Below are 12,045 nucleotides of genomic sequence, written 5' to 3' on the forward strand. Positions count from 1 at the left end.
TAAACGGAGCCGTCATGCTGAACGCAGTGAAGGATCCCTGTATTCTTCCCGGAGCGCCACAGACGCTCGAGGCGAAATACAGGGATGCTTCGTATTGCTCAGCATGACGGCCTTTCAGCGACTACAGCAAGGCGAAATCTGCTCTGATTCACGTCGCCCAAACAAGCTACTCCGCCGGAAGACTCACCCCCTCCGCTCGCTACTTCACCTTCGTTGGATCCCACCCATCGGCGCCGCGCAGGTAGACCTCCGTCTCATACTTCTTCGCCTCCTCCGCCGTCAGCTGCTTCGACAGCTTCTCGCGTGCCCCCGCATTCGCTCCCGGTCCGCTCGACCGATACTCCGCATACGTCGCCGTCGGCAGCCGTGGCGCAGGTGCACTCTTCCAGTCCGACCAGCCCTCCGGCCGTATATGGGCACCCATCTTCGTATTCAGAAAGATCACCGTCGAGTAATCCCGCCATGGTCTGCCTAGGTACACCGGACCTGCTCCCCCGTCCGCCGTCAGCTGGCAGTGGTTGAAGACGTACCCCGCATCCTGGTTCGGCCTCGTATTGCTCTCCGCCGTCACATATCCGCCCGCCTCATGCGCAATGCTGTGAATCTCGCAGTTCTCGAACACCGCCTTCGCATCGCCAAAGATGAAGTCCACATGGCCCTCGATGTAGCAATCCCTGTAATACTGCCGCCCCGTCACACAGTTCGGACCCGCCTCTGCACCCTTCATGCATCCCATGCTCGAGGCGTACAGCGTGTCCTGCGCTCCCAGCAATCTCACCTTTCGGAACACCGCGCGATCGGCCCTAACCGACGCCGCCACCGCCTGCGAGGGAACCTGGCTGCGCTTGCTGTAGTCATTCTCGATCGTCATATTCCCGGCGAAAAAGTCCTCCCCGGTCACAAACAATGTCGCCGAGCATCCCGTTCCGCACGTCGAAGCCGCGCTGTTGCCATACACCAGCACCACGTCCCTCGGGTCCTTGCCCTCTCCGCGAAACTCGATCCGCGGCTTATCCACATGCACCACCTCGCGGTACGTTCCCGGCGCAATCCTGATCACCGCGCCTTCAGCCGGAGCCGCATTCACAGCCGCCTGGATTGTGGTGAAATTCCCTCCGCTCGGAGCCACTCGAATCTCTTTGCCGTCTCTGGCCCACGCCGGTCCTGCCAGCACCCCCAACATGACCACCGTAGTCACCAGCCACTTCTTCAAATCCATCACTACTCCTTTAACCGGATCACAGAAGCCTATCGCGCAACGACGGCCCAAAGCAATAATTGGATGGACCACTTCTCTAACTCCCTGGGCCGTTTGATCCTTGACATACCTGACCTGAAAGCAGCTATTCTCATCGAGAAACTAATCTCATCGACCTCCAACGGCCTTAGCGGCCCTCTTTCAGCAATGGTCAGACCAGCATTGCCGCCGGAGCTTTGATTCATGTCCTCAAATTCAACGACCGCCCCCTCCCGGGGCTTCACCGCATCAGCCCCCGAGCAATCCAATGTCCGGTGGTTCGTCTGCTTCCTTCTCTTCCTCGCGACGACCATCAATTACATGGACCGCTCGGTCTTCTCGCTCATCGAGCCGCTCCTGCACCTCGACTTCATGGGTTGGGTCCCCGGCCTCGATGCCGCGCACCAGGCTACCTATAACATCAACTACGGCCGCATCCTTATCTGCTTCCAGATCGCCTACGGCGTCGGCTTCCTCTTCGCCGGGCGCATCATCGACAGGCTTGGAACCAAGACCGGCTATGCCATCGCCATCCTCGTCTGGGGCTGCGCCTCCATCAGCCACTCCCTCGTCGGCAGCGTCATGGGCTTCTGCATCGCCCGCATCTTCCTCGGCCTCGGCGAATCCGGCAACTTCCCCGCCGCCATCAAGGCCACCACCGAGTGGTTCCCCTCAGAGGAGCGAGCCCTCGCCACCGGCCTCTTCAACTCCGGATCCAACGCCTCCGCCTTCGTCGCTCCCGTCCTCATCGCCGCCGTCACCATGCGCTGGGGTTGGCATGCAGCGTTCATCACCACTGGCTCCATGGGACTCGTCTGGTGCGTTATCTGGCTGCTCTTCCCCTATAACAAGCTTCGTCGCGGCCTCACCCAGACCCAGGCCGATCTGGCCCCCGTCACACGCGGCAAGCCCATCTACTCCGTGCTCTTCCGCCACCGCGGCTTCTGGGCTTTCTGCATCGGCAAAGGTCTTACCGATCCCATCTGGTGGTTCTATCTCTTCTATCTCCCCAAGTTCCTCAACGACAACTACGGTCTCGATCTCAACCACGTCAAATATCCGCTCATCGTCATCTACACCGTCGCCAGCATCGGCTCCATCGCAGGCGGCTGGCTCTCCGGCTTCCGCATGAAGCACGGCCACAGCGTCAACTCCGGTCGCAAGTTCGCTCTTCTCGTCTGCGCCCTCTGCGTTCTGCCCATCATGCTCGTGCCTCACATGAAGACCATCTCGCCCAACAACGCGTGGCCTGCGATCGCGCTCTTCTGCCTCGCTACCGCCGCACATCAGGGCTGGTCGGCAAACCTCTTCTCCACCCCGACCGACATGTTCCCCTCCACCAGCGTCAGCACGGTAGTCGGAATCGGCGGAACCGCCGGAGCCATCGGAGGAGCCGTCTTTACCTGGATCGTCTCCCACTACTTCTCGCTCCACCCGCTCCCGATCTTCGCAATGGCTGGCTTTGCCTACGTCACCGCACTGGCGATCTTCCAATTGCTCGTCCCGCGGCTGGGAGAAGCCCGCACCGCCTGATCCCACACACCCCCCGCAGAAGACAAAAGGCCCGGCGCTCCGGGCCTTTTGTCTTCCACACCTATCCACCTGCTTTCCCCTCCAAAAGATGTCATCCTGAGCGGAGCCTACCGCAGCATCACCGCGGGAAGGCGCAGTCGAAGGATCTGCGGTTACATCCAGTCCTTCAACCGGCACCGATCCCCGCGTGTGCTCTCATCGCATCTTCGGTGCGCAGCGCCTAAGGTGGGCATTCGAGCGAAGCTCGAGCCCCCGTTTGCCAGCGAGCGCCCCAACCATCAATAAACCAAAGTCCGTCGGGTGCCCCATTCATGCAGTTCACCGCATGAGTGGGCATTTGAGCGAAGCTCAAACCGCCTCGCTACGGCCAGGCTTCAGCCATAGAAATACCACCAAAGAAAGCGGCTTCCGCCGTTGAGGTACCCACCCTCAAATACCCGATCACCTTCAAGAGATCGAAGCGTCGTACCATAGAGCCCAGAGCATGCGCGCCCAGACTCCAGCCCGACTCTCCCTGCTGCTCTGCCTCGCTGCGCCTCTCTTCGGTCAGTCCCATTCGATCCCTCAACCAGTCAACGCCGCTCCACAGCCCTCGTCGACTCCGGCAGTCTCTTCGCCGAACCGTCCCCGGATCACCTACCTGGACCACCAGCTCACCGTCACCGCCGACAACTCCAGCCTCAATCAGATCCTCCACGAGGTCTCTCAGATCGCCGGTATCACCATCACCGGAGGCGTAACGGACGAACGAGTCTTCGGCAGCTACGGTCCCGCTCCCGCCTCCCAGGTCCTCAATCAGCTCCTCGACGGGACCAGCAGCAATATGCTCTTTGTCTCCAGCACGCCGGACAAGCCGGCTGAGCTCATACTGACACCTCGTGCAGGTGGCCCTACACCTCCCAATCCCAACGCCATGCGCTTCGACGACGACGCCGAATCGGATACCCAGCCGGTAAATCCACCCGAGCCTCCGGACGAGTCGAGCGCCCCGCCACCCGCCGCCGTGCCCCCACCTCCGCCCGCAGCCCAGCCCGCCGCAAACTCCAACGCCTCCAGCTCCCCGGACTCCAAGGACGACTCTTCCAATGGCGCCAAGACGCCTCAGCAGATCTTCGATCAGCTCATGAAGCTTCGCCAGCAGCAGCATCAGACGCAGCCCCAGTAACTCGGTCTGGTCGACCTGCCACCGTGGAACCCCTGTCAAGCCCCAATCCATCGCAAGCAGAAGAAACCAAGGCACATCGAGACTGCCGTTGAGATCCCTCTCCACGAGTAGAATTAAGAAAAGTAGCTCGCCCCGCACCGCGTCATGATCCGCGGCTTATCCCTGATCCGATTCGCTCCAGGCGGTGTGCCCTGCATGGAGGTCCGGACTAAGTGCAATGTTTGGAAGATTTTGCACAAATATTGGCAGGGGGTGGGGTGGTACGGATCTAGCTTCCTGCCACTCGCGTCTGCGCGATAACGGCGCGTGCCTGCCGCTCGGCGGCCACCTGCCGGGCGTGGATTCGGAAGAGACGGAACATGGTCATGCAGATTCCATAAGCGGCCAGCACACCCACTGCCAGGGACGCCAGTACCGCTGAGATAAGAACGATCGACGAATTCACTGCTACACCCTCTGCTTCTACGCGGCGTCCAGTGGCGGTCGTTCGACTGAATCAGCTTCGCATGTACTAATGTGATGCAAAGTGCATACAGATGACAATCCCCCATCTACGCCGGGATATTGAATGTTTGGGTACGTTTTCCTGATTCGAAACTATCTCTCTGAAAACAGGTCGGAGCTGGCCCTTCTTTCCGATCCATCTGGCACAGAAACGGCCATACCGCCCCAAATGCCGTATCCTAGATACTTGGCCGTAAAGCCTCCATCATCGTCTATGGGCACCGAAGCCACTCCCCGCACCTCCCAGGGCATCACCCACATCACCGTGCGCGGAGCACGGCAGCACAACCTGCGCAACGTCTCGGTCTCCATCCCGAGAAACACCTTGACCGTCGTGACCGGCCTCTCCGGCTCCGGCAAATCGTCCCTCGCCTTCGACACCATCTACGCCGAAGGACAGCGCCGCTACGTTGAGACGCTCTCCGCCTACGCCCGCCAGTTCCTCGACCAGATGGAGCGGCCCGACGTCGACTCCATCGACGGCCTGAGCCCGGCCATCTCCATCGAGCAGAAGACCACCTCGCGCTCGCCTCGCTCGACCGTCGGCACCATCACGGAGATCTACGACTACCTCCGTCTGCTCTACGCCTCGGTCGGCCAGCCGCACTGCCCCAGCTGCCACCGCCCCATCTCGCGCCAGAGCGCGGACCAGATCGTCGAGCGCGTTGTCGCCCTCGCCCCCGGCGAGCGGATCACCATCATGGCCCCCATCGTCCGCGGCCGCAAGGGCGAGTTCCGCGAAGAGCTCCAGGCCCTCGACCAGCAGGGCTTCCGCGCCCGCGTCGACGGCGAGATGATCGAGATCACCGACGGCATGCGTCTGGAAAAGCGCAAGAACCACACCATCGAAGCGATCGTCGACCGTATCATCCTCAAGCCCGTTCCGCCGGAGAACACCTCTGCCGCGCTCGCCGGCGCGCCGCCTAAATACGACACCCGACGCCTCGAGGCCTCCGTCGCCAAGGCCCTGCAGATGGCCAGCGGCCTGGTGCTGATCGGCATCCAGGATCCTGTCACTCGCAAGCAGGAAGAGACGCTCTACTCCTCGTCGATGGCCTGCCCGGACTGTGGGATCAACGTTCCCAAGCTCGAGCCGCGCAGCTTCTCCTTCAACTCCGCCTATGGAGCCTGCCCCGAGTGTCACGGGCTCGGCTCGATCTACGACTTCGATCCGGCCAAGACCATCACCGACTGGTCCAAGCCCCTGCTGGATGGGGCCATGGGGCCGGGATCCGCCTCGCAGTACCTGCTGCGCCTCATCAAGCTCGCGGCAGAAAAATACAAGATCGACATTCGCAAGCCCTTCGACCAGCTCACAGCCGACCAGCAGAAGCTCTTCCTCTACGGACCTCCGAAGGGCGAGGCCGGACGAACCGGCTTCCACGGTATCTTCGCCTATCTCCGCGCGAACCTCGAGGACACCAAATCCGAGGGATATCGCGAGTACATGATGCAGTACATGTCCGCGACTACATGTCCGCGCTGCCAGGGCAAGAGACTGCGGCCTGAGTCGCTCGCCGTCACGGTCAGCAGTCTGAGCATCGCAGATTTCACGGCGCTTTCTCTGGAGCGCGCTCTCACCAGCGCCCGCAACATGAACTTCACCGGCCGCGAACGCATGATCGCCGACCGTTTGCAGCGCGAAGTGATCGAGCGCCTCGAGTTCCTGAACGCCGTCGGCTTGGGTTACCTGTCGCTGGATCGTTCGGCAGCGACTCTCTCGGGAGGTGAAGGCCAGCGCATCCGGCTGGCGACGCAGATCGGCTCGCGCCTGCGCGGGGTCCTCTATGTTCTCGATGAGCCGTCCATCGGCCTGCATCAGCGCGACAATCAGCGGCTCATCTCCGCACTTGAAAATCTGCGCGATCTTGGCAACACCGTTCTCGTCGTTGAACATGACGAAGACACCATCCGCAAGGCCGATTATGTCCTCGACCTCGGCCCCGGAGCGGGCAAGAACGGCGGCTACCTGATCGCCGACGGCACCCCGCAACAGATTATGGAGAACGATGCCTCGGTCACCGGGAAGTACCTGGCGGGAAAGATCGACATCGTCACGCGTCCAACACCGGGCCAGGCACCCCGTCCGCTCACGGGCAACTGGATTACCGTCGAAGACGCTCACGCGCACAACCTGCAAAATGTCACAGCCCACTTTCCGCTGGGAGTGATGACGGTCATCACCGGCGTGAGCGGAAGCGGCAAGAGTACGCTGGTCAACGACATCCTGTACCGTTCGCTCGCAAAAGAGCTCTATGGATCCCGCGAAGAGCCGGGCCAGCATGGCCGCGTCCGCGGCATCGCGCAGCTCGACAAGGTCATCCAGATCGACCAGTCACCCATCGGCCGAACTCCACGCTCGAACCCTGCCACCTATACCGGAGTCTTCTCCGCCATCCGCGACATCTTCGCCATGTTGCCGGAGTCGCGGGAACGTGGCTACAAGCCCGGCCGTTTCAGCTTCAATGTTCAGGGCGGACGTTGCGAGGCCTGCCAGGGCGAGGGCCAGCGCCGCATCGAGATGAACTTCCTGCCCGACGTCTACGTGCTGTGCGAGGTCTGCAATGGCCGCCGCTACAACCAGGAGACGCTCGCGGTGAAGTTCAACGGCTACTCCATCGCTGACCTGCTCGATCTCGCGATTGAAGACGCTGTGCCGGTGCTCAAAGACATTCCCGCAGTGAATCAACGCCTACAGACGCTCGTCGATGTCGGTCTCGGCTATATCCACCTTGGCCAGTCCGCCACCACGCTTTCGGGCGGAGAGGCTCAGCGCATGAAGCTCGCACGCGAACTCTCCAAGCGCCAGACCGGACGTACCCTCTACGTTCTGGATGAACCGACGACGGGTCTTCACTTCGACGACGTGCGTAAGCTGCTCGAGGTCCTCCACCGACTCACCGACCTCGGAAACACCGTTCTCATCATCGAGCACAACCTCGACATCATCCGCAACGCGGACTACATCCTCGACCTCGGCCCTGAGGGGGGCGAAGGCGGCGGCCGGATTATCGCGCACGGCACTCCGGAGCAGGTCGCAACCGTGCCGGGCTCCCACACCGCCGAGTTCCTGGCGCGCCACTACACCCCGGCACAGCTCGCAGCCAGCCGCAATGGAAGCAATCATGCGGGGTCCCAGCCGGCCGACATCGTGGCGGCCGCTGATCCCGAGAAGAAGGCAAAGGGTAAGTTCACCGCACCAGAAAAGAAAACAGGCGTACCCACCCCCCGCGCAGATAAACTTACCGAGAGACCGGATTCACCGAAACCGAAGGAATCTGTTAAAGCAGCAAAGAAAACTGCCGCAAAACCGGCGAAGAAGAAGGCATGAGCCAACCTGCTACACCTCCGCTTCCTGAAGATCTTCCCTGCGACTACTCCCAGCCGCAGGTTTCTGCCGTAGATGCCTCTACCCTGCCGCCAACCAATGGCGAAGCCATCATCATTGAAGCTCCTCCACCTTCCGAAGCTCCCGGTCCCGGGGTTCCGGCGCGAGTGCCGCACCTGGGACATGCGATCCTCTTCGTCTCGTTTGCGGGATTCACCCTCCTGGTCAGCCAGGCACTGCTTCTGGGAATGAGTCACGCGACAACAGATCCGCAGAAGTTGATGACAGCAGCCGCGCATCCCAAGCTGCTGGTTGGCGCCATGGCCATCACCTATGTCCTGACCCTCATCGCCTCGTTTTTTGTCTTCCCCCTGCTGTGGAAGCGCAGCTTCTCGAACGGCATCCAGTGGGACTTCGATATCGCACGGCGCAATGCCTGGAAGCTGATTCCCATCGGCCTGCTGGTTGGATTTTTGGTGCAGGCCATCTCTTCACTGATCCCCGTGCCGAAGTCCATTCCTATGGACGACTTCTTCCGCACACCTTCGGATGTATGGCTGGTGACAGCCTTCGGAACCCTGCTGGCACCGATCTTCGAAGAGATTACCTTTCGCGGCTTCCTCTTCCCCGCCTTCGCCATCGCTTATGACTGGCTTTCGCTGCCACGAACTCCCGCAGCGCGCGAACACTGGCACAACACGACTGGCCTGACGCTGGCCTCGATCATCTTCTCGGCCATCTTTTCGAGCATCCTGTTTGCTCTGATCCATGCCGAACAGCTGGCCCACGCCTGGGTCGCGCTCTTCGTGCTCTTCTGCGTCTCGCTGGTGCTGACCACAGTCCGCGTTCGTACGCGCTCAGTAGCAAGCTCGGCGCTGGTGCACGCCAGTTATAACCTGTCCGTATTCCTGACACTTTTCATCGCCACTGGGGGCTTCCGGCATCTGGAGCGGTTAGCGCGCTAACTGGCTTCGTATCTTGCAACCTTCTAAGAATCTCTTGACGCTCTCTCTTGAGTACGTGAACTGGACCTCCATCTCCACCGTCATATTTCGTCTTGGTTTTGTAGGAGAAGGCTTTCACGTAACGATCTAATCTTTCATTAAAGAGCCATGCATCGACTATGAAATAGTGGGCTCCGAAATGGGTTTCACGATCATTCCATAGGAAATCCGCGCGGACCAAGATCGGATATGGAGTTATCTCCGGCACTTTCCACATAGCTCGATCGCTAACATTCGTGACGGCGACATAAGGGAGTAAATTGACAATCTTTCCGCCGATTTCATCACCCTCAAAGCGCAGCACTGCGAGACGTTCCAATGTTCCACTGCCGCCACCCGAAAACGTGCCGGTGAAAAACACCCACGAAGCTCCATTTCCTATAAGGAGCCTCTCAGACTGTGGCTCCAATCCAAACTGATAGATAACGGTCGAGGAGCCAGGGTATTGTTGAGAGGGCATCTGATAGCAGATAGGCTGTTCAATTTTGTGCAGAGTTTCACGCCTGAAGTTGGAAGGCCGTCGCTATCCAAATTTCCTTGATATTGCACAAACCGCGGAAAGGACTTGTTCTGGGCTGGCGGCATCGGTTGGGCCAGCGTAGTTGACGCTATCGCGCCAAGAATCAGATATCGTTTCACACGCATACACTACTACTCTCTATCAAAACTGCGTTTTACAATTCTTCCGGAGTACACAAGATGCGATTCATGATTCTTCGCAAAGCCGACAAGCACATGGAACAGGGCGCAGGCCTGCCAAGCAAAGCGCTGCTCGGCGCTATTGGCGACTACTACCAGGAGATGCGGGACGCCGGCATCCTGCTGGGCGGAGAGTGGCTGCAACCCAGCGCAAACTCGTCGCGCATTCTGGTGAATAAAGGCAAGCAGACCGTATTGGACGGACCTTTCACTGAGCTGAAGGAACTGGTCGCGGGATTTATTGTCATCGACGTTCCTTCCAAAGAAGAGGCCATCGCCTGGGCGCGGAAGTGTCCGACTCTCACCGGTGAATGCGATGTAGAGGTCGAGATCCGCCAGGTGATCGAGGCCTCTGACTTTCCAGCCGACTATGCCCGGGAGCTCACGCGGCACGCCTCGAAGACAATGGCGACCGAAGCAGAGAAGGTTCTGCAGGCGACGACTGTCGCCTAGGCGGTCTCTCACGGCTGATCTGTGTCTGTCCTCTGATTCCCAAACTCCTCTCTCTGTATAAAACGCAGATCCTTCGACTTTGCTGCGCTCCGCTCGGAATGGCATCTTCGGTACGGGGCAAGCTAAGCTGCCAGATCGGTGAGGACAGAGGTCGCGAGTCTATCGAAGGATGGCGAGTTTCTGTGGCCAGGCGAACCAAAAAATAAAATCGTATTCTTTTTGTGAGGAGTGTCGATTTCCGTCGGCTTCATTCGACGAGTATGTAGAGCGGCAGAAAAACCGCTTTATTACGCGAAGGAGATCGACGATGCAGATTCAACCCTACCTTTTCTTCAAAGGCGACTGTGAAGAAGCCTTCAAGTTTTACGAGCGCGTCCTCAAGGGAAAGATCGAGGCGATGCTCCCCCACGCCGGAACTCCAGCCGAAGAACACACCGCTCCTGAATGGCGCGACAAGATCATGCATGCCCGCTTGACCGTCGGTGGCGCTGTTCTGATGGCCTCCGATGCTCCACCTGAACACTACAAGGCTCCTCAGGGCTTCTCCGTCAACCTGCAGATCGACCAGGTCCCTGAGGCTGAGCGTGTCTTCAACGAACTCTCGGCAGGCGGCACCATCACCATGCCGATTCAGCCTACGTTTTGGGCGACGCGCTTTGCGATGTTCACCGATCGATTCGGTATTGCGTGGATGATCAACTGCAACGAGCCGACCGCCTAACCCATAGAACAAGCTACTGAGGAGTGATACAGAAGATGCGATTTCTTATGCTCTACCGTCCCGCAGATACGGCCAGTGTTGAAGCTGGTCTTCCGCCCACCCCTGAGATGATGGTCCGCATGGGTGACTTTATTGAACAAAAGATCGCAGAAGGCAAGCTGCTTGCCACCGAAGGCTGCGGTGCTACGCGACATGGCGCGAAGGTTCGACTGAGCGATAGGAAGCTAAGCGTCACCGATGGGCCTTTCTCCGAAGCCAAGGAACTGATCGCGGGGTTCGCGCTGTATCGGGCGAAGTCCAAACAGGAGGCTATCGCGGAGGCTCGCGAGTTCCTCGAGATCGCAGGAGATGGCGAGGTGGAGATTCGCCTCGTCCACGATTCCGACAACTGCATCGAGTCGATCAAACTGAGCCATCAGGTACAAAGCGTCTAGGAGACCCACATGCGATTCATGATGCTGATGATCCCCAAGGGATATGAGAGCGCGGCTCCAGACGCGATGCCCAGCGCAGAGGCGGTAGCCGCGATGATGAAGTACAACGAATCCCTCAAGAAGGCCGGCGTGCTGCTTGCACTGGATGGCCTTCATCCACCGTCGACCGGAGCGCGCGTCAGCTTTCCGAACGGCAAGCCGCAGGTCTCCGACGGGCCCTTCGCTGAGGTGAAGGAGGTCATCGGCGGTTACTGGATGATCCAGGTGCGGTCGCGCGAAGAGGCGATCGAGTGGGCCAAGCGCTGCCCTGCCTCCCCGAACGAGACGATCGAGATCCGCCGGGTGCAGGAGCTAGCCGACTTTCCACCTGATGTTCAGAAGGCCGCCGCTGGACTGACAGAGATGCAGCCTCACAACAGAAGAGCATCCTGAAAACATACTCCGCAACAATCATCCGAGAAAGGAACGAAGTGCAATGCGATTCATGATCATTCTGAAGGCGACACCCTCCTCTGAGAGCGGAGCGCCACCCGACGAAAAGCTGCTTACGGCGATGGGCAAGTTCAACGAAGAACTGGTTGCTGCCGGCATTATGCTGGCCGGCGAAGGCCTGCAGCCCAGCGCAAAGGGTGCGCGCATCCGCTTCAGCGGCGATAAGCGCACGGTGGTCGACGGCCCATTTTCAGAGACCAAGGAGATGATCGCCGGTTTCTGGATCTGGCAGTGCAGATCCAAAGAAGAGGCGATCGAATGGGTGAAGCGTTGCCCTAACCCCTTCAACGAAGAGAGCGAGATTGAGATCAGGCAGGTCTTCGAGCTGGAGGATTTCGGCTCGGAGCTGACGCCGGAGATACGAGCGAGTGAAGAACGCCTGCGCGCCGAGCTTGAGTCTCGCCGATGAAATGGCGAACCTGCGGGCACGATGTTCCGAGACATCGCGACCCGTTCTCCACCAACAAGATAAAAG

12 protein-coding genes are annotated in these 12,045 nt (G+C 59.7%); 9 read left to right on the forward strand and 3 right to left on the reverse strand.

The genetic code is table 11. From position 1 onward, the window contains the following. Positions 1-199: 199 nt before the first annotated feature. A complete protein-coding gene (locus JAO29_RS09445) occupies positions 200-1,219 on the reverse strand; it encodes a pectinesterase family protein (protein ID WP_334267956.1) in 1,020 nt (339 codons plus the stop codon). A gap of 222 nt (positions 1,220-1,441) precedes the next feature. Here JAO29_RS09445 and JAO29_RS09450 point away from each other — a divergent pair, with 222 nt between their 5' ends. After that, complete coding sequence (locus JAO29_RS09450) at positions 1,442-2,770, forward strand: MFS transporter (RefSeq protein WP_334267957.1); 1,329 nt, start codon at positions 1,442-1,444, stop codon at positions 2,768-2,770. Between the two features lie 484 nt (positions 2,771-3,254). After that, positions 3,255-3,935: a hypothetical protein gene (locus JAO29_RS09455; protein WP_334267958.1), complete on the forward strand. Its 681-nt coding sequence runs from the start codon at positions 3,255-3,257 to the stop codon at positions 3,933-3,935. A gap of 268 nt (positions 3,936-4,203) precedes the next feature. On the opposite strand, the gene JAO29_RS09460 is transcribed toward JAO29_RS09455, so the two are convergent. Further along, complete coding sequence (locus JAO29_RS09460) at positions 4,204-4,380, reverse strand: hypothetical protein (RefSeq protein WP_334267959.1); 177 nt, start codon at positions 4,378-4,380, stop codon at positions 4,204-4,206. 273 nt (positions 4,381-4,653) lie between these two features. Here JAO29_RS09460 and uvrA point away from each other — a divergent pair, with 273 nt between their 5' ends. Next, positions 4,654-7,770 (forward strand): excinuclease ABC subunit UvrA, encoded by a 3,117-nt coding sequence (gene uvrA, locus JAO29_RS09465; protein WP_334267960.1) that lies wholly within the window; start codon positions 4,654-4,656, stop codon positions 7,768-7,770. Beyond that, the gene (locus JAO29_RS09470; RefSeq protein WP_334267961.1) at positions 7,767-8,732 is read left to right on the forward strand and encodes a CPBP family intramembrane glutamic endopeptidase; all 966 of its coding nucleotides are present in this window, start codon (positions 7,767-7,769) and stop codon (positions 8,730-8,732) included. The genes uvrA and JAO29_RS09470 overlap by 4 nt, the downstream gene beginning before the upstream one ends. Here the strand turns inward: JAO29_RS09470 and JAO29_RS09475 are convergent. Then, complete coding sequence (locus JAO29_RS09475) at positions 8,686-9,132, reverse strand: hypothetical protein (RefSeq protein ID WP_334267962.1); 447 nt, start codon at positions 9,130-9,132, stop codon at positions 8,686-8,688. The genes JAO29_RS09470 and JAO29_RS09475 overlap by 47 nt on opposite strands. Positions 9,133-9,470: 338 nt before the next feature. Here JAO29_RS09475 and JAO29_RS09480 point away from each other — a divergent pair, with 338 nt between their 5' ends. The 5 genes from JAO29_RS09480 (at position 9,471) to JAO29_RS09500 (ending at position 11,979) form a co-directional block, all read left to right on the forward strand. After that, positions 9,471-9,923, forward strand: a complete 453-nt coding sequence (locus tag JAO29_RS09480; RefSeq protein WP_334267963.1) for a YciI family protein — start codon at positions 9,471-9,473, stop codon at positions 9,921-9,923. A 307-nt stretch (positions 9,924-10,230) separates the two neighbouring features. Then, on the forward strand, positions 10,231-10,644 hold the full coding sequence (locus JAO29_RS09485; RefSeq protein ID WP_334267964.1) for a VOC family protein: 414 nt from the start codon (positions 10,231-10,233) through the stop codon (positions 10,642-10,644). A 35-nt stretch (positions 10,645-10,679) separates the two neighbouring features. Beyond that, positions 10,680-11,078, forward strand: coding sequence for a YciI family protein (locus JAO29_RS09490; RefSeq protein ID WP_334267965.1), 399 nt, complete (start codon positions 10,680-10,682; stop codon positions 11,076-11,078). Between the two features lie 9 nt (positions 11,079-11,087). Next, entirely contained in the window at positions 11,088-11,510 is a 423-nt protein-coding gene (locus JAO29_RS09495; protein ID WP_334267966.1) for a YciI family protein, read from the forward strand. Between the two features lie 43 nt (positions 11,511-11,553). Beyond that, the gene (locus JAO29_RS09500; RefSeq protein WP_334267967.1) at positions 11,554-11,979 is read left to right on the forward strand and encodes a YciI family protein; all 426 of its coding nucleotides are present in this window, start codon (positions 11,554-11,556) and stop codon (positions 11,977-11,979) included. The last annotated feature ends 66 nt before the right edge of the window (positions 11,980-12,045 follow it).

This window comes from Edaphobacter sp. HDX4, assembly GCF_036877565.1.
GTDB lineage: Bacteria > Acidobacteriota > Terriglobia > Terriglobales > Acidobacteriaceae > Edaphobacter.

What these genes read in the sequence shown, in the direction of transcription:
- JAO29_RS09445 (WP_334267956.1), bottom strand. Translation starts at nt 1,219, where the DNA reads ATGGATTTGAAGAAGTGGCTGGTGACTACGGTGGTCATGTTGGGGGTG.
- JAO29_RS09450 (WP_334267957.1), top strand. Translation starts at nt 1,442, where the DNA reads ATGTCCTCAAATTCAACGACCGCCCCCTCCCGGGGCTTCACCGCATCA.
- JAO29_RS09455 (WP_334267958.1), top strand. Translation starts at nt 3,255, where the DNA reads ATGCGCGCCCAGACTCCAGCCCGACTCTCCCTGCTGCTCTGCCTCGCT.
- uvrA (WP_334267960.1), top strand. Translation starts at nt 4,654, where the DNA reads ATGGGCACCGAAGCCACTCCCCGCACCTCCCAGGGCATCACCCACATC.
- JAO29_RS09470 (WP_334267961.1), top strand. Translation starts at nt 7,767, where the DNA reads ATGAGCCAACCTGCTACACCTCCGCTTCCTGAAGATCTTCCCTGCGAC.
- JAO29_RS09480 (WP_334267963.1), top strand. Translation starts at nt 9,471, where the DNA reads ATGCGATTCATGATTCTTCGCAAAGCCGACAAGCACATGGAACAGGGC.
- JAO29_RS09485 (WP_334267964.1), top strand. Translation starts at nt 10,231, where the DNA reads ATGCAGATTCAACCCTACCTTTTCTTCAAAGGCGACTGTGAAGAAGCC.
- JAO29_RS09490 (WP_334267965.1), top strand. Translation starts at nt 10,680, where the DNA reads ATGCGATTTCTTATGCTCTACCGTCCCGCAGATACGGCCAGTGTTGAA.
- JAO29_RS09495 (WP_334267966.1), top strand. Translation starts at nt 11,088, where the DNA reads ATGCGATTCATGATGCTGATGATCCCCAAGGGATATGAGAGCGCGGCT.
- JAO29_RS09500 (WP_334267967.1), top strand. Translation starts at nt 11,554, where the DNA reads ATGCGATTCATGATCATTCTGAAGGCGACACCCTCCTCTGAGAGCGGA.